Genomic DNA, 17,674 nt, shown 5'->3' with positions numbered 1-17,674 from the left:
CTGACACGTGTTCTGTGGACCAATGAAAGTGAGCAAAAGGGAATTCAAAAAATTGCGGTGACTTAGGGTACGTCATTAGGGTGTAGCAGGTTCCGATTCGACTGTTCTTGTCTTGCCCATGTATGAAAATCCCTTCTAAAACGTCCTCATTCTTCTAAAAACTCTCTATTTGGCATTGGCATCGAACATGCAAGTGAACCTTACTGGAAAGATCATGTTAGAGCTTCCGCATGTGTCCGATGCAGCAGCAACTCCACCCGATGTCCAATCGATTAAGCAAAGAAAGGTGTGATTTTCATGCAAAAAAAGGATTACAGAGGGTATCGTGCTTATCAGTATTTAGAGCCAGGTGTTGACTTTAAAGAGTTTAAGCTATCAAAGGAAACGGGCTTATTCCCACCGTACACGATTCCGCTGACAGAGGCGCAAGAAGAGCGGGCAAAACGGCTTTTTGAAGAAAACCTCGTCATCTCTCTTCATGACCATATGTTTGTTGCACCAGAGAATCTGAATGAATTCTTCGAGTTTCGCCGGTGGGGCAGGGACAGCATGGGATATGAAGGACTGAGCCAATCTGGTCTCGATTGCGTTTTTGATAATCTCATGAATGGAACCGCTATGATCACCTCTCGCGCGGGCTGGAAATGGGATGATATCCTGTTTGACCTCGGTATGCGGTTGTGTGATATCGCTCATCAGGACATGGTTGTTCTCGGACTTACTACAGATGATATTCGGCAGGCAAAGAAAAACAAAAAAATCGCCTTCGTTGCTTCATTAGAAGCATCCACGATGATCGAGAATGAGCTGGATCGCTTGGATATTCTTTATGGATTTGGCGTTCGCTGCATGGGGATCGCCTACAGCGAAGGTAACTCGCTCGGATACGGATTGAAAGAAAAAAATGACGGCGGATTGACAGAGTTCGGTAGACAGGCAGTACGCCGCATGAACAAGCTCGGGATCGCTATCGATATTTCTCACTCTGGGGACAAAACCTCACTGGATACGATTGAGACGAGCGAGAAACCGATTTTTATTACCCATGCGGGAGCTCGTTCGCTCTGGGACTCAAATCGTCTGAAGCCGGATTACATCATTCAAGCATGTGCAGAGCGCGGCGGTGTTATCGGTATTGAGGCGGCTCCCCATACGACGATGACGAAAAATCAGCCGAAGCACAACCTTGATTCTTTCATGGAGCATTTTGAGTATTGTGCGAACCTGGTTGGAATTGATCATGTTGCTTTTGGACCGGATGTATTGTTCGGCGACCATGTCGGTATCCATCGCGTTTTTGCCAGTGCCTTATCGATATCAGCTGCTCATGGTAAGAAGGATTTTGAGGAAGTTGATTATGTTGAGGGGATCGAAAATCCGACCGAAGCGTTTCCGAATATCGTCCGGTGGTTGATCACACGCGGTTATTCTGATGAAGATATCGCCAAAGTGATAGGTGGCAATATTATGCGTGTTCTCGATGAGGTATGGTATAACCCGAAAACAATGGGCGTAGGCAAAGAAGACGAAAAAGCCACTGTCTGATCTTGATTTGACTTCTCAAGGGCCATTTTAAAAAAAGCAGTAATATACGCTCAAGATAGTTCTCGCTTAGCATTTTTCGTGCTAATAGGAGATCTATCTTTCTTTATATCCATGTCGTTCGTTCCCAATAAATTCCAATTAGATCAAAAATTTTTAGCCTCTATTAACCAGAGGGGTTCCCATACTAAGATGATAGAGAAATGTCAGTATGAATATCTGGGGAGGGATACTATGGATAAGCGAACGCTTCTGGTTGTGGCAAAAGATCATCGAACACATACTGTTTTTGCCAATCAAATCCATGATTATTTCCAAAATCGCATTACGATCCTCCATGAGTCGAAAGTCTCCAATACGGATGAGGTCGACTTCGTACTCGCATCATCAGCAAAAGTCATTGAGGGATGGAAAATACCAAGCGAGAAATTGATCATCGCAAGAAGAGCTATTAACATCGCCAAAATGGAAGAGTTGGTGACCCTCCCCGCGGACGTTCGTTGCCTCGTTGTCAACAACATGCTGGAAACGTCGTATGAAACGATTGAACTCTTGCGGAATCTCGGTTTTCAGTTTGATATGGTTCCGTACTATCCAGGATGCAAGCAGCCAATTGACGGCATTTATACCGCGATTTACGCAGAGGGAGCAGAACTGCTGCCACGTGGTATGCAAAAGGTCGTGAATATTGGAATACGCCCACTCGATGTGTCTACGATTATCGAGTTGGCTGTCAGGCTAAACGCCAACGTGGATCGAGCCAATCTGTATTCCGCCAGGTACCTGCGGGAGATCATCGAGCACAACAAACGCTTTTTCCGGACGTTGAATCAAATGAAAGAATTGAACAAGCATCTGGATACGATCCTCAATACCGTGCATGAAGGCATTATCACGACTGATCCGAACCAAACGATCATTCAAATCAACCAGGCTGCGAAAAACATCCTCGGCATTTCTGGTCTAAGCAAAGAATTGATAGGGAAACCCGTTGACGAAGTGCTCCCGTGGCTGGCTCTTCCCGAGGGAAAAGAGCAAGGAGAGGTCAATAGGGTGCAAGCCGTCAATCATCTGAATCTGGTCGTGAATAATATACCGATCACATTGGAAGACGAAAAGATTGGTGTGGTGACGGCCTTTCAAGATGTAACCAACCTCCAAAAGGTAGAGCAGGAAGTACGAAAGGAATTGCAGGGAAAGGGACTGTCCTCCAAATACACAATCAAGGACATCATCGGAAAAAGCGAGCGCCTAACTTCAACACTGGACGTACTCCAAAAAATTTCTGCTACCGATAAAACGGTCTTGATACTCGGTGAAAATGGCACAGGAAAGGAATTATTCGCGCATTCGATCCACAGCTTGTCCAAGCGCAGAAATGGCCCCTTTTTGCCTGTCAATTTCGCTGGCTTGCCAGAATCGCTAGCGGAAAGTGAGCTGTTTGGATACGAAGGCGGATCTTTTACCGGAGCGAAGAAGAACGGAAAGCCTGGACTATTCGAGCTTGCTCATAATGGGACTCTTTTTCTGGATGAAATCGGAGACGCTTCTCCTTCCCTGCAAGCACTTTTGCTTCGGGTGCTCCAAGAGAAGCAGGTTATGCGAATCGGGGGACAACAAATTATTCCCATCGATGTTCGGATCATTGCGGCAACCAATCGCAGTTTGAAAGACCTCGTCGAAGAAGGGAAGTTTCGCCAGGACTTGTACTACCGTTTGTTTGTTCTGCCGTTGCGTGTTCCATCATTGCGGGAGCGACGGGAAGATATCCCGCTACTCATCGAGCATTTTGTAAAAGAGAATACCGTTATCAAAGTGAACATTGAGCCTGCTGTCATGCATCGGATGCTCACTTACGACTGGCCGGGAAATATTCGGGAGCTTAACAGCGTCGTGCAGTACATGACAAGTGTAATGAGTGGAAACACAATAACAGAGCTGGATTTGCCAGAACAGTTTCGCGAGGTCGAACAACAGCTGCACAAAACCAAGAAAGGAGATTTGGAGGAACTGGAGGCTAAGGGAGAACTATTTAGCTTCTTTGTCATCCTGGAATGTCTAGAGCAAGCGAAAAGTAGACTGGAGTGTGTCGGGAGGGGAAAAATCGTCGAATTTGCTCTGCGAAAAGGTGTTCCGATTACGGACCAGCAAGTTCGGCATCGTATGGACAGCTTAAAGGATTTGGGATACATCTATTCTGGACGTCGTGGCCAAGGCAGCCGCATCACAGACAAAGGCTTGCACATGCTGTCCATGATGAAGCAGACGATGGAATTACGCGCGTGATTTTAGTTCGGAATATTCAAAAGATTATACCTCCTCATTTCCCATCATTCTGAATGATTCCATTTTCTATCGAAGGGAGTAAGTGTTGTGATCCATACTTCACGAGCCGAATGGCTAGAAATCATGAATACGATTATTAATGTCCGCAGTTACCAGGAGTTGTCAGTTCCAGAGCTAGCACTAGAGGATGTACTTTATGCTTTTTCATTGGGACCTTCACTAGCAAATATACAACCATGGGAACTGCTGATGGTGAAAGGATCAGACGAGAGAGAGAAACTGATTGCCTCCACACTGGACCCGTTTCTGACCCCTGGCAGTCTTGGTGCCCAAGCATGGATAAAGAGCGCGCCAGTCATTGTCGTTGTGATGATTGAAAAAAGAAGAGCGCTGGTTCGACTTGGAGAGCGAGGGGAGATATTTGCGATCCAAGATACTTTTTGTGCCATACAAAACGCACGTCTGGCTGCGGCGGTGCATGGACTTAGTACGTCGGTCATCCGGGAATTTGACCCGCACATTTTGCAAAAAAATCTGGAACTCCCTTGGTACATAGAACCAGTCGCTATTCTCACCATCGGCTACAGCGAGGAAGAAAAGGAGATTCCACCGCGACTTACAGTGGCGGAGATCATTTCGTAAAAGAGGTGGACAGGATGAATTCAAAATCCAACTATGCCATTCCTGCGATTTTTGAACGGGTCAGCAAACGCAAGTTCACTGAGCAACCTATTGCACCCGAAATACTTGAGCAGCTTTTACTCGCAGCAACGCGAGCCCCCTCGAGTGGCAATATGCAGCCTTGGGAGTTTATTGTCATTGACGAGCCGGCTACGAAACTGGAAATTGTGCGCTCGACTTACAGTGGCTACTTTTCTAAAGGAAAGAATTATCAATATTGGATCGCAGATGCGGCTGTCGTGATCGTCGCTTGCACCAACGTAAAACGGACGGTTGCTCGCTACGGCCCCGCCGGAAAAGAATGGGCACTCATTGATTCGGCTGCCGCTGTCCAAAATCTGCTGCTAACTGCTACGGCATTGGGCTTGTCAGGCTGCTGGGTAGGGGGAATCAATGAACAGGCGATCAAAACAACGCTTCAGATTCCTGACTACGTTCGGATTATCGGGTTAGTTCCGATCGGCTATTCAGTGGAAGATGCCTCTCCGAAAAGTCGCCTACCGCTCAAGTGGGTTACGCATCATAATGCCTATAACGTTCCTTTTTATGATTAGGTTGTCGCTCACACCCTAAGGTAACACAATCCCCCTCCAAGAGACCGAAATCAGGCACATTTCAACTTGTTTTGATTGGCATAGACATTGCTACTGTTCATCCTCGAGGAGGGGTTACTCATGAATGAAACCAAAACGCAGGAACTATTCCAGGTGGTCGAGGGGATGCGGCCACAGATCATTGAATTCCTTCAGCGCCTTATTCAAATTCCAAGTGAAAATCCGCCGGGAAACTACAATGAAATATGTGATTTTTTAAAACAGGGGCTGACTGAGCTTGGCTTTGAGGTGCAGGTCATCTCGGTACCGGATGAGATGACACATGCAGCAGGGCTTACGACTCCGCGAAAAAATGTGGTTGCGACTCTGCGTGGATCGGGTGGGGGAAGGAATCTGATTTTCAATTCGCATCTCGATACGGTACCAGCGGGAGATCCAGAACAGTGGGAATATCCACCTTTTTCTGGGGCGATTGCGGATGGGCGCATTTACGGTAGAGGAGCCACAGATTCCAAAGGACGTTTAACTTCATACATCATGTCGGCAGTGGCGGTAGCTAGGTCCACCATTTCGCGAAAGGGAGACGTCATCATTGCGGCCACTTGCGATGAGGAGACGGGTGGTATTTTAGGGGCAGGCTATCTCAATCAGAATGGGCATGTACATGGCGATATGGTGATCGTAGAAGGCTACAGCAATCACATCGTTCGTGCGATGGCAGGCGTTTTGCAGCTACAAATCGTCACGGATGGAATTCCGGCTCATGCAGGCTACAAATGGAAGGGCTTGAATGCAGTAGAAAAGATGGCGAAAGTGGTACAAGGATTGGCGCAGTTACAGGAAGAGCTGGAGCGAGAGCCTTCCTCCATTCCGGGAATGAAATACACTACGGTCAATGTCGGAACCATACGTGGAGGAACAAAGGTAAATGTCGTTCCTGCAACATGTGAGATCGAAGTGGATTTTCGCGTCATTCCCGAGCACAGCCTCGATCAGATCTATAACCGAGTTTTATCGATCTTACAATCGTTGGAGCAAAAGGATCCCACATTTAAGGCCAAGCTGATACGGATCACTGATTTTCAAACGGAGCCGACAATCACAGATGAAAGCTCACCGCTCATTTACGAGCTGCAAGAAGCCGTACAGGAGGTAACTGGCCGCACCTTGCCTGTCGTAGGAATACTGGCTCAATCAGACACACGCTGGTTCATCCGGAATGGGATACCAGGTATTAATTTCGGACCTGGCACCAGTGAGAATAACATCCATGGCTTTAACGAATCTATGGAGATCGAAGACTTGATTCAGACGACGAAAATTTTGGCTGTCCTCACGAAAAATATCGTCAGCTAATCTCTGGTACACCTATCCAAAAAACGAAAAGGGAAAGAGGACCGTGACATGAACAAATGGCAGACGCTCATTCCAGAAGAACACCTCCTGCAGCAGGTGTCGAAAAGCAACCTTATGGCGTATACGCAGACCATTTCCAAAGAGGTGCGTCTGTCCGGCTCGGAAGAAGAGCTGCGTGCTTTTCAATTTGCACGTGAAACATTAGCAGAGTTCGGTGTGGAGTCTGAGCTGCTTTTTCACGATGCGTATATTAGCTTACCTGTAAAATCACAACTTGTTGTCGCAGATCAATTAATTCCATCGATTACGCATTCAATGGGGCAATCCGTCAATCATTTGCAAGCACAATTGGTGTATGCTACTTCTGGTACAACGCAAAATTACAAAGACTTACAGGTCGTTGGCAAAATCGTGCTCCTGGACGGGCTGGCTACACCGATTGCAGTAAAAACGGCGGAGGAGCAGGGCGCGATTGGAGCGGTCTTTATCAATGCGACCCACACGCATGAAATGATCGTCTCGACTGTATGGGGAACACCAACCTTAGATAACAAAGGGCTGCTCCCAAGCATTCCCGTTGTCTCTGTCACCATCGAGGCAGGAGAAGCTATCAAGAACAGTCTGGCAGATGGACAAAATGAATGTACAATCTCGACAGTCGTTGAAACCGGAATGCGCACGATTCCTACGCTCATCGCGGAAATCAGAGGCCAGGCCGAGCCGGAGAAATTCGTGCTGTTTAGCGGTCATATCGACTCCTGGCATTATGGAGCGATGGATAACGGGACAGCCAACGCTACCATGCTGGAGGTCGCACGCATTCTCTCCGGACAGCGCAGTCTATTGAAGCGAACACTGCGCCTCGCTTTTTGGTCGGGCCATTCGCATGGTCGTTATGCGGGTTCCGCATGGTATTGTGATACGCATTGGGAAGATTTGCGGGAAAATTGCCTCCTGCACGTCAATATCGATTCTGTAGGGGCGATAGATTCAACTGTCCTGACGGAAGCGAACACCATGCAAGAAACAAGAAAGCTCGCAAACGATGTCATCAGTACGGTTACCAATCAGGAATTCACGGGATCACGCTTTGGACGTTCTGGAGATCAGTCGTTCTGGGGAACGGGAACTCCTTCCCTTTTCATGGGCCTGTCCGAACAAGAGCCATCTAATGATCCTGCGGCGAAAGCATTCAGCCAGCTTTTCGGGTCGGGGAAATCGGGAGGGTTTGGCTGGTGGTGGCATACGACGGAAGATACCATCGATAAAATCGACCCAGAGCTTTTGGTCCGGGATTGTCAAATCTACTTGTCCATTCTTTGGCGTTCGTTGACGAATCCGATCTATCCGATTGACCAGATGGAGGCGATCAGGGACGTTGAGAGAAGCGTCGAAGAGTGGCAGCTGAGGGCAGGAAATCGCTTCGACCTGTCGTCAACACTCGAACGGATTCGCACACTGAAAGCCAGTTTGGCGGAACTGCAGGACGCAATCGAGACGGTCAATGAGGAAGAAAAGCTGATTACCATTAATCACTGCCTGTTGGAATTGTCCAGCTACCTGGTGCCGCTCAACTACGTGAAGGGCAGTAACTTTGAGCATGATTTGGCTTTAAAGCAACCAAACGTACCGAAATTCGCTGACATCGAGTTGCTGGTTCAAACGACACCGAAGCAGCAGGAGTACTATTTCCACATTACTGCCCTACAAAGAAAACGAAATGAAGTCAATTATGCACTCAAACAGGCAAACCATCTCGTAATGCACACTGTTCGATTCCTGCAAGAATGAATACGAGAATAATGAAGCTGTTCCCAATTGCGGAGGTTCCTGGGGGCAGCTTTTTTCTATTTCTCCCCGGTTTCGACTCACCATTACTTAGGGTCACTTGGGGTCATCCAAGGAGCTTTGCCCCAACCTAATGAGCCGGAAGCGATCCGCCAGAGGCGTAAAAGTAAGGACTTTACCTGTCTTTGCACAATCATCCGAGCTGGCATAGTCCTTGCTACTAAGTCTTGTAAATGAAGGAAGATGTCGATTCGCGAGGGGGGAAGTCATGTCTCGAGACAAGCCAAAAGTGTTAGAAGTCAGAAACGTGAAAACTCGGATCAAAATGGAAAATAGAGAGTACGCCATCATCGAAGATATCGATTTCCACGTTGATAGCAAAGAAACGGTAGGGATTGTCGGGGAATCAGGTTGCGGGAAAAGCATGACCGCCTTGTCGATCATGGGTCTTCTGCCAGAGAACGCGAGTGTAAGCGAGGGAGAGATACGCTTACAGGGAACGAATCTGCTATCGATTAGTAAAGACGCCTATCGAAAAAAACGCGGAAAAGAGATGTCGATGATTTTTCAGGAGCCGATGTCCTCACTGAATCCGGTGTATACGATCGGCTTTCAATTGATGGAGCTGATACGCGAGCACACGATCATGAGCAAGTCACAGGCAAAAAAGAAAGCGATCGAAATGCTGCAAACCGTGGGGATTCCCAGGCCACATGAGGTGGTAAACGAATATCCACATCAGCTGTCAGGCGGGATGAGGCAGCGGGTAATGATTGCCATGGGACTTGCCTGCAATCCAGATATTTTGATTGCAGATGAGCCGACAACCGCATTGGATGTTACGATCCAGGCACAAATTCTCGAGCTGATGAAAAAACTACAGGCACAGTTTGACATGGCGATATTGCTCATCACACACGACTTGGGCGTCGTTGCAGAGGTTTGTGATCGCGTCATTGTGATGTACGCAGGACAGATCGTGGAGGAAGCCCCTGTTCTCACCCTATTTGAAAACCCCAGCCACCCGTACACGAAAGGCTTGATTGCATCGACTCCCAAAATCGGGGACGAAAAGGATCGCTTACATACCATCGAGGGAACCGTTCCCCAGCTGTCCGAAATGCCAAAAGGCTGCCGATTCGTCACGCGCTGTTCAGAGGTTACTGAGCTGTGCATAAGGGAATCTCCGCCACTGGTAGAGCTTTCGGAGCATGTCCGATGTCGCTGCTGGTTATATCCGAAGAAAAGCGGGGTGTCTGTATGAGTGAGATCCTGCTAGAAGCAAAAGGATTAAAAAAGTATTTTCCTATAAAGAAAGGACTATTGCGACGTACGACCGCCCATGTGAAGGCAGTCGATGATTTATCCTTTCACGTCTTTAAAGGGGAAACCCTGGGCATCGTGGGCGAATCAGGCTGTGGAAAATCAACAACAGGAAAACTTTTAATTCGCCTATTGGAAGCTACAGAAGGTGAGGTGATCTACAAGGGAAAAAACATCCTGCACACGGAAAAAGAAGAGATGCGAGAGCTGCGTAAGGAATTGCAAATGGTATTTCAGGACCCGTACTCTTCGCTGAACCCCCGATTGACAGTGGGACAGATACTCGAGGAGCCACTTGCAAACTATTCATTGTATCCAAAAAAAGAGTGGCGGAGTAAGATTCTCGAGCTGCTTCATGTGGTGGGACTAGGCGAGCAAGCGATTCATCGATTCCCACACGAGTTTAGTGGAGGACAGCGACAGAGGATCGGCATCGCACGTGCATTGATGCTAGGTCCCGAGCTGATTATTGCAGACGAGCCAGTATCTGCTTTGGATGTCTCAATCCAATCACAGGTTTTGAATCTACTGAAGGATTTGCAACAGCAATTTTCTCTTACCTTTATTTTCATTTCCCATGATTTAAGTGTCGTCAATCATTTTTGCGACCGCATTCTGGTCATGTATTTGGGGCGAGTCGTCGAAATCAGCTCGAAAAAGAACTTATTTGAAAAGCCTCTCCATCCGTACTCGCAGGCGCTCTTGTCTGCTGTCCCAAGCCCTGATCCAAAGCGAAAGAAAGAACGGATCATCCTGACAGGTGACGTTCCAAGCCCATCCAATCCTCCGACAGGCTGCGCATTCCATCCACGCTGTCCGTCATGTATGGACGTGTGTAGGCAGATACGACCAGTCTTGAAGCAGACAGCAGCAGGAGAAGCGGTTGCCTGCCATTTATACACCGAATAGCGTCACACAGCACATGTGCTGATAGTTTCTAACCAAACAAGAATAGGGGGAATTCAACGTGAAGCGAATCAACCGAAAGAATGTACTGCTCTCACTCCTGCTGTCTGCCAGTATGCTTGCAGCTTGCTCTTCACAGCCAGCAAGTAGTGGCAGTCAAAATGCAGCAAGCCCATCTGGCACCAGCACTCCGGCAGCCCCGACTCAGCCTGCACCTGCTAACGGGCAGCCAACTGTAGGTGGAACCCTGGTGGTCGGAACACTATCTGGACCCGATACCTTGAATCCGCTCGTCTCCAATACTACACCGGGCAGTTGGATCGTTAACAATTTGTATCCGCATTTGATGCAGATGAATCCGAGTGGGAAAAAAGAGCCGTACTTGGCTGAATCGGTCACGACATCTGATGACGGACTTACGATCACCATCAAGCTCCGGGATGGGGTGACCTGGCAGGATGGACAGCCGATTACCTCGGAGGATGTCGCCTTTACAGGACAACTGCTGCACGATAAAAAGCTCCAATGGACAGCGGAGATTTTTGATCAGGTAGCCAAAGTCGAAACCCCGGACAAGCTGACAGTTGTATATACGTTAAAGGATCCATACCCTGCGTTCTCAGGGGCTATCGGTTACTGGGTGCGGATCGTTCCGAAGCACATTTGGGAAAAGATTGATGACCCGAAAGCCTTTGAAAACCAAGATCCAGTCGGGGCAGGTCCGTTTAAGCTCGTCAAGTATGAAAAAGGCCAGTACATCGAGCTTGCTGCAATCGACAAATGGTTTTCCGCACCAGGCGGACGCGCTTATTTGGATAAAGTGATCTTCAAGATTTACCCGGATGCCAATACGATGACACTAGCGCTGCAAAAAGGGGAAGTGGATGTGACATCGTCCGATTTACCGACCTCTGCTGCCAAGCTGCTGGAAACCAATTCATCCATTAAAGTAGAGCAAACAGCGAGTCTTGGGTTTGCGTACTACAGCTTTAATACAGATGCATCCAAGGGCGTTTCTCCTACCCAAGATGTAAATTTCCGCCTGGCGATGGCGACTGCGACTGACCGCAATACCATTTTGAACGTGGCGCTGGAAGGGGCAGGCATGCAAATTGACACGCCAATTTCCCCGCTGTTTGCAGATTGGATCAATCCTGACGCAAAGGCACCCGCGTATGATTCGGCAAAAGCAAAAGAAATCCTCGCGAATGCTGGCTACAGTGACACCGATGGGGATGGAATTCTGAACGCCCCGAGCAGCTTCGGAGGCAAAAACGTAGAGCCAGAGGTCATTTACGATGGAGCGAACGTGTTCCATCAGAAGGTTGCGAAAATTCTGGAGAAAAACGCCGCCGATATCGGAGTGAAGCTGATCTTGAAGCCAGTCGAGTACAACACACTGGTAGCGAAAGTGTTTAATGAACACGATTTCCAAATGCACATCGGAAAATGGGGTGTTCTGGACGAGCCAAGCGAGACTTTCGCCAATCTCTACCATTCAAAAGCCAAGAACAACATGGCCACCTACAACAATACAGAGATGGATCGCCTGGCAGATGGAGCAAAATACGCCAAAACCGAACAAATCGCCAGGGATGATGTAAAAGCAGCCCAAGCGCTGTTTGTCAAAGAATTCCCGGTTGTGCCGATCTACGTGCAAAAATTCAATCTTGCCTATAACGCAGATAAATTCGGAGGCTTCACCTTGTTCCCGGGTGACCTGCAAGGCTTAGTAGACCCGAACTCTCTCGTTGGCGTGTACAAAAAGTAAACTGGACATCCTCCTGAGCGGTTGTAGCCTGACCGCTTGGGAGGAGTGATCCACGTAAGGGAGTGCCGCTCATGACGCATTTTCTGATTGCTCGGCTGCTGCGCGGCGTAATTACCGTGCTCGTGGCTGTGACTGCCACTTTTTTAATCCTGCGTGTAATGCCCGGCGACCCGACAACCATGATGCTGGACAATCGTGTTCCTGAGGAAATCAGGCAGCAGTTGTTAAAGGACTTTGGTCTGGACAAGGATTTGTTTACACAGTACATCATCTTTCTCAAGCAGCTGTTCCTTCAATTCGATTTGGGGACTTCCTTTGTGCAGAGGGTGCCCGTGATGGACGTGATTTTATCGAGGCTGCCCTGGACCTTGATTTTAATGTCGGTCTCCATGCTTATTACGGCATTGATTGGCATACCGTTGGGCGTTATTGCCGCTTATCGAAAAGGATCGTTTCTCGATCAGGCGATCAATGCTTTATCGATCTTGGGGATCGCGCTGTTTATTCCCTGGCTGGGGATCATCCTGCTTTATTTCCTCGGATTGAAAATTCCCTGGTTCCCCATAGGTGGAGCTGTATCGGTAGGCATCGAGGGCTGGGATTATATCTGGGATGCTACCCATCATCTTGTTTTGCCAGTCGTTTCTTTAACGATTGTACATTTGGCCAGCTATGTGCTGTATATGCGGGCAAGCACCATTGACGTTTTGAATGAGGAGTACATCCGAACTGCTCGGGCCAAAGGATTGAAGGAAAGAGTAGTCCTCTGGCGACATGCCGTACGAAATTCCTTGCTTTCCACTGTTACCATGATGGGGTTGCAGCTTGGCGCCATCGTCGGCGGGGCTATCCTGACAGAAACCGTGTTTGCCTATCCAGGACTCGGCAGGCTGATCTATGAAGCAGTCAAAGAGCATGATTACCCGATTCTGCAAGGCACCTTTTTGATCTTGGCGGTAACGGTTGTCGTAGTGAATATCTTGACTGATCTCGTCTATTCGTACCTGGATCCCAAAATTACGAACAACTAGGGGGTGAAAAGTGATTGGAAAATACCACGTTGATCGAAGAAAAAGTCCCTAGTTCGTTGCCTTTATCGATCCATCAGCCGAGGACATCCCCTTTGCGGGAGTTTATCAAGCACTTTCGACGGAACCGCTTAGGCGTCATCGGTCTTTATGGCATTCTCATTTTGTTGCTTTTGGCTATTCTCGCTCCAGTCTTCAGCGATCGTCCCACGGGGTACGGAGACGTCGCAAACATGCTCCAACCGCCGAGTCCCCAATATTGGTTTGGTACTGATTCTGTTGGTTTAAGTATTTTCGATCAAGTCATCTGGGGGACGCGTGTTTCTTTATATGTCGGCCTGACTTCTGCTGTAATCTCGATCGTGATCGGGGTGCCGATTGGTCTGATATCCGGTTATTACGGAGGAAAAGTCTCTCAAATTGGCATGGCGATTACCGATATTTTTCTGACGCTGCCTGTCCTTCCCCTGATGATTATCATGGCAGCGGTACTCGGTACTGGCATCAGCAATATCGCGATCATCATCGGCTTGTTCAGCTGGCCGCAGATTGCGCGAGTGACACGAGCAGAAGCACTCGCGATTCGAGAGAAGCAATACATCGAAGCTGCCAGAGCGATTGGGACGAAAGAATCCAAAATTATCTTCCGTCACGTGCTCTTAAATGCTTTTCCCCCGATTCTGGTCAATATGACCATCATTATGGGAACATCCGTGCTTTCCGAGGCAGGGCTGAGCTTTCTCGGCTTGGGAGACCCGATGAGCTGGAGCTGGGGGACTATTTTGCAGAATGCACATTCTACCGGTGTCATTATCCATGCGTGGTGGTTGGCATTGTTCCCGAGCATTGCCATCGTCGTTCTCGTGCTGTCCTTTAACTTCCTCGGAATTGGCATCAATGAAGCACTAAATCCGCGCTTGAGAAAAAGATAATTTTCTGGAGGGACGAAAAATGCTGACCAAGATTCCGAAAGAAGCCTACACAGAAAGGATTGCCCGCATTCAAGAGCATTTGCAAAAGAACGCCATCAGTGGACTCCTCGTTACGAACACGTACAACATTTTTTACACGACGGGACTGTTTCACTTTCCAAATGAGCGGCCTGTTGTTTTGTTTGTTCCGGCATCGGGTGAATCTATTTTGTTTGTTCCTGTAATGGAGCTGGCAGAGGCGAAGCATGCGACAATCTTCCAAGACATACGCGACTATTTTGAATATCCGGGAGTCGTGCATCCGATTGATTGGATGATAAGCAGCATCAAGCACACATATCCAAATTTAGTGCAGGTAAGCATCGATGGTGGGAGTCGCGAGCTTTTTCTGCGCGTGAAAGAATTGATTGCGCCCACATCCTTGTCAGTGAATACCCTTATTCACGAACTGCGGCTCACAAAGGATCCTTATGAGGTCGAATTGCTGCGTTCGGCTGGATATTACTCGGATTATATCGTCAAGCGGGGAACGGAGGTAGCCACTCCAGGAATGTCAGAGCTGGAGATGCTGCAGACAATCTCGGGGGATACCCTGAACAAAATGATTGAAGATTTGGGTGAGGTCGTGTACGTCCCAGGTGGACCAGCTGGGGGACTCGTTCCTAGTGGCCTTCGCACGGCGATGCCGCATGCATTGCCGAGTGCGAAGCGCATGGAGAAGGGAGAGACGTTGATTCTCAGCTGCGGCGCAAATGTAGGCGGTTATCGAGCCGAATGTGAACGCACTTGCTTTATCGGGGATGTGAGTGCTGAGCAGGCAAAAGTGCTGGAGGTCATGGCAACCGCGCAACAGATGGCGATCGAAGCCATGCGTCCTGGCAATAAATGCTCGGATATCGACGCAATCGCACTGGATTACATCCGAAAAGCTGGCTACGGTCAGTACCTGCTGCATCGAACAGGTCATGGAAAAGGCTTGGAGGAGCATGAAGCTCCGTGGATCGAGGTGGGAGACCATACCATACTGCGTCCAGGTATGGTGCTCTCAAGCGAGCCGGGCATTTACATCGAGGAATTCTCCGGCTTCCGCCATTCGGATACGATCATTGTCACAGACGACGAGCCACTTGTCGTTACGCAATTTCCAAAGACACTCGATCAATTAATTATCAAAGCATAGGAGGGTAGCATGTACACGACTATAAATGATTGCCAAATTTACTATGAGGTCCACGGAAAAGAGGATGGGGATGCGATTTTTTTCATCCATGGAGCACCCGGTCTGGGGGATTGCCGCGCAGACCGCAAAGCGTTTGCTCCGTTGGAATCGACGCATAAGCTCGTATTTTTGGATATGCGAGGCTCTGGCAGATCAGAAGAAAAACCTCCGTATACGCATGAGCAATGGGCAGCTGATATCGATGAATTACGTAAGCAGCTGCATCTGGACAAAATCGTGGTCCATGGCGGATCGTATGGCGGTTACATGGCTTTGGAATACGTTACTCGCTATCCCGAGCATGTCTCGCAAGTCATGCTCAGAGATACAAAACCCGGCTCAGATCGTCAGGATGGTGCAACAAAGAGGGCGATGGAAGCCAATCTTCCCGGGCTTACTGAGGATGAGCTGGTCCGGATGTTTGCTGGCGAGATGCGTTCAAACGAAGAGCTAAAATCCGTCTTCTTCGCTCTCCAGCCCTTGTATACGGTAGAATACGATCCCGTGTCAGCGAAAGAAAAAATCGATAGCATCTACTATCACTATGAAACACACAACTTCGCCTTCCGTGTGAATCAACCAACATTTAATCTTCGTGACAAGCTGCCATCTATTGATGTGCCGGTTCTTGTATCTGTTGGCAGACACGATTGGATTACGCCCGTAGATGCTTCGGAGGAAATCGCCAGCCTGGTCCCTCGATCCGAGCTGGTTATCTATGAAAATAGCGGGCACTCGCCACATATCGAAGAAAATGAGAAGTACTTGAACCGCGTCAGGCAATTTCTTTCAAAGTAGTGCAATGATCATTTGAACGAGAAAAGCTAAAGGAGGGTGCCTAAATGAATTTGAATGAGGTTCTTTCGCATTTGGAGAAAAACTTCGATGAAGATTTGGAGCGTGTTCGCGAGTTTCTGCGGATGCCAAGCATTAGCTACACAGGCGAAGGCATAGAACAGACAGCGAGCAAATTGAAAGAGATCATCGAAGAGCTGGGAGGAACAGCGGAAGTGGTTCCGACCAATGGTCATCCCATCGTATTTGGGGAGTTTGACGAAGGGCAGGAGCACACCCTTCTAGTTTATGGAATGTACGATGTGATGCCGACGGACGAAGAAGGCTGGACAGTAGATCCGTGGGGAGCAGAAATCAAGGACCTGCCCAAATTTGGTCCGTGCATCATCAACCGGGGTGCAGTCAATACCAAAGGACCACTGGGAGCTTTCTTCAATACGATTCGCGCCATAAAGGAAGTGGATGGCAAGCTTCCTGTCAACCTGATCTTTGCTGTCGAGGGGGAAGAGGAAATGGGGAGTCGCAACTTCCCTGCCTTCCTCGAACAGTACAAAGAGAAATTAGCCAAAGCAGAAGCCGTCCTTTTCCCATTCTTTGAGCAGGATGAAGTAGGTACGCCTGGACTTGTGCTCGGTACGAAAGGCTTGCTCTATTTTGAACTGGTATGTCAAGGTGGCGATTGGGGAGGGCCCACTTCTCGCGGTATTCACGGCTCCTTTAATGCATGGGTGAAAAACCCTGCCTGGCGGCTTGTCCAAGCACTTTCAACCATGGTAGACGTGGATGAAAACATTTTAATAGAAGGTCTCCTGGATGATGTCTCCGAGATACCTGAAAAAGAGAGAAACATCTTAGCACAACAAATCGAGGATGGCATCTATGACGAAAAGGTGTTCCTCGAAAACTATGATGTAAGACGCTTGAAATATGAGGGTACAGGAATGGATGTTTGGGAGAAGCTGTATAGCCGGCCGCAGCTAAACATCGACGGGATTTTCTCCGGCTACACAGGACCAGGAACGAAAACGCTATTGCCACATATCGCGACCGCTAAAGTGGATGTCCGCATGGTGCCTCATATGGAGCCTGATGAAGTTGTACGCCTCATTCGCGCGCATCTGGATAAACACGGCTTTTCCGACATCGAAATGAACGTCGCCAATAAATACTATTGGTCGAAAGTATCTGTGGATGAGCATGTTGTTCAGGCGATGATCGACACATATCGCACAATGGGCAAGGAACCGCAAATCCAACCGCTGAACCCAGGCAGCGCTCCCTATTATGTTTTTGAACGCTATCTGCAAATTCCGTATGTAACAGGAGGAATGGGACACGGGGCCAGACAGCACTCCAGCGACGAATACTGCACAGTACAAGGCGTACTCGATTTTGAGAAGTCAATGGCGATCTTTTTCGACCACTATTGCCAGCGAGTATCTGGCAAACAGGATCAACAAGAAACAATTTCCAAATAATACAAGCCAATCGTA

General features: G+C 48.4%; 14 protein-coding genes. All 14 read left to right on the top strand.

The features are described 5' to 3' along the window. The first annotated feature begins 297 nt into the window (after positions 1 to 297). The 14 genes from ADS79_RS17350 to ADS79_RS17285 all read left to right on the top strand — a co-directional run bounded on the left by ADS79_RS17350 (position 298) and on the right by ADS79_RS17285 (position 17,659). A complete protein-coding gene (locus tag ADS79_RS17350; protein WP_049739666.1) occupies positions 298 to 1,545 on the top strand; it encodes a dipeptidase in 1,248 nt (415 codons plus the stop codon). A gap of 231 nt (positions 1,546 to 1,776) precedes the next feature. Next, a complete protein-coding gene (locus ADS79_RS17345; protein ID WP_049739665.1) occupies positions 1,777 to 3,828 on the top strand; it encodes a sigma-54 interaction domain-containing protein in 2,052 nt (683 codons plus the stop codon). A gap of 87 nt (positions 3,829 to 3,915) precedes the next feature. Then, a complete protein-coding gene (locus ADS79_RS17340) occupies positions 3,916 to 4,470 on the top strand; it encodes a nitroreductase family protein (RefSeq protein ID WP_049739664.1) in 555 nt (184 codons plus the stop codon). A gap of 14 nt (positions 4,471 to 4,484) precedes the next feature. Then, positions 4,485 to 5,063, top strand: coding sequence for a nitroreductase family protein (locus ADS79_RS17335; RefSeq protein ID WP_049739663.1), 579 nt, complete (start codon positions 4,485 to 4,487; stop codon positions 5,061 to 5,063). A 120-nt stretch (positions 5,064 to 5,183) separates the two neighbouring features. Beyond that, on the top strand, positions 5,184 to 6,419 hold the full coding sequence (locus ADS79_RS17330; protein ID WP_049739662.1) for a M20 family metallopeptidase: 1,236 nt from the start codon (positions 5,184 to 5,186) through the stop codon (positions 6,417 to 6,419). Between the two features lie 48 nt (positions 6,420 to 6,467). Next, positions 6,468 to 8,210 carry a M28 family metallopeptidase gene (locus ADS79_RS17325; RefSeq protein ID WP_049739661.1) on the top strand — a complete coding sequence of 581 codons (1,743 nt, stop codon included), beginning with the start codon at positions 6,468 to 6,470 and terminating at the stop codon, positions 8,208 to 8,210. A 265-nt stretch (positions 8,211 to 8,475) separates the two neighbouring features. Then, on the top strand, positions 8,476 to 9,471 hold the full coding sequence (locus ADS79_RS17320) for an ABC transporter ATP-binding protein (protein WP_049739660.1): 996 nt from the start codon (positions 8,476 to 8,478) through the stop codon (positions 9,469 to 9,471). Further along, positions 9,468 to 10,439 (top strand): ABC transporter ATP-binding protein, encoded by a 972-nt coding sequence (locus ADS79_RS17315; RefSeq protein ID WP_049739659.1) that lies wholly within the window; start codon positions 9,468 to 9,470, stop codon positions 10,437 to 10,439. Before ADS79_RS17320 ends, ADS79_RS17315 begins: the two co-directional genes overlap by 4 nt. 58 nt (positions 10,440 to 10,497) lie before the next feature. Then, positions 10,498 to 12,207: an ABC transporter substrate-binding protein gene (locus tag ADS79_RS17310; protein WP_049739658.1), complete on the top strand. Its 1,710-nt coding sequence runs from the start codon at positions 10,498 to 10,500 to the stop codon at positions 12,205 to 12,207. Positions 12,208 to 12,278: 71 nt separating this feature from the next. Then, complete coding sequence (locus ADS79_RS17305) at positions 12,279 to 13,238, top strand: ABC transporter permease (RefSeq protein ID WP_049739657.1); 960 nt, start codon at positions 12,279 to 12,281, stop codon at positions 13,236 to 13,238. A 14-nt stretch (positions 13,239 to 13,252) separates the two neighbouring features. After that, positions 13,253 to 14,167 (top strand): ABC transporter permease, encoded by a 915-nt coding sequence (locus tag ADS79_RS17300; RefSeq protein WP_049739656.1) that lies wholly within the window; start codon positions 13,253 to 13,255, stop codon positions 14,165 to 14,167. A gap of 19 nt (positions 14,168 to 14,186) precedes the next feature. Beyond that, positions 14,187 to 15,347: a M24 family metallopeptidase gene (locus tag ADS79_RS17295; RefSeq protein ID WP_049739655.1), complete on the top strand. Its 1,161-nt coding sequence runs from the start codon at positions 14,187 to 14,189 to the stop codon at positions 15,345 to 15,347. Between the two features lie 9 nt (positions 15,348 to 15,356). Continuing rightward, the gene (locus ADS79_RS17290; protein ID WP_049739654.1) at positions 15,357 to 16,184 is read left to right on the top strand and encodes an alpha/beta fold hydrolase; all 828 of its coding nucleotides are present in this window, start codon (positions 15,357 to 15,359) and stop codon (positions 16,182 to 16,184) included. A gap of 44 nt (positions 16,185 to 16,228) precedes the next feature. Then, positions 16,229 to 17,659, top strand: coding sequence for a M20/M25/M40 family metallo-hydrolase (locus tag ADS79_RS17285; protein ID WP_049739653.1), 1,431 nt, complete (start codon positions 16,229 to 16,231; stop codon positions 17,657 to 17,659). The last annotated feature ends 15 nt before the right edge of the window (positions 17,660 to 17,674 follow it).

The organism is Brevibacillus reuszeri (genome assembly GCF_001187725.1).
Lineage (GTDB): Bacteria > Bacillota > Bacilli > Brevibacillales > Brevibacillaceae > Brevibacillus > Brevibacillus reuszeri.
This window is presented reverse-complemented; position numbering and strand designations above follow the sequence as displayed.

Excerpts from the sequence above, each read along its gene's own strand:
- ADS79_RS17350 (WP_049739666.1), top strand. The coding sequence starts at position 298 with ATGCAAAAAAAGGATTACAGAGGGTATCGTGCTTATCAGTATTTAGAG.
- ADS79_RS17345 (WP_049739665.1), top strand. The coding sequence starts at position 1,777 with ATGGATAAGCGAACGCTTCTGGTTGTGGCAAAAGATCATCGAACACAT.
- ADS79_RS17335 (WP_049739663.1), top strand. The coding sequence starts at position 4,485 with ATGAATTCAAAATCCAACTATGCCATTCCTGCGATTTTTGAACGGGTC.
- ADS79_RS17330 (WP_049739662.1), top strand. The coding sequence starts at position 5,184 with ATGAATGAAACCAAAACGCAGGAACTATTCCAGGTGGTCGAGGGGATG.
- ADS79_RS17325 (WP_049739661.1), top strand. The coding sequence starts at position 6,468 with ATGAACAAATGGCAGACGCTCATTCCAGAAGAACACCTCCTGCAGCAG.
- ADS79_RS17320 (WP_049739660.1), top strand. The coding sequence starts at position 8,476 with ATGTCTCGAGACAAGCCAAAAGTGTTAGAAGTCAGAAACGTGAAAACT.
- ADS79_RS17315 (WP_049739659.1), top strand. The coding sequence starts at position 9,468 with ATGAGTGAGATCCTGCTAGAAGCAAAAGGATTAAAAAAGTATTTTCCT.
- ADS79_RS17305 (WP_049739657.1), top strand. The coding sequence starts at position 12,279 with ATGACGCATTTTCTGATTGCTCGGCTGCTGCGCGGCGTAATTACCGTG.
- ADS79_RS17295 (WP_049739655.1), top strand. The coding sequence starts at position 14,187 with ATGCTGACCAAGATTCCGAAAGAAGCCTACACAGAAAGGATTGCCCGC.
- ADS79_RS17290 (WP_049739654.1), top strand. The coding sequence starts at position 15,357 with ATGTACACGACTATAAATGATTGCCAAATTTACTATGAGGTCCACGGA.
- ADS79_RS17285 (WP_049739653.1), top strand. The coding sequence starts at position 16,229 with ATGAATTTGAATGAGGTTCTTTCGCATTTGGAGAAAAACTTCGATGAA.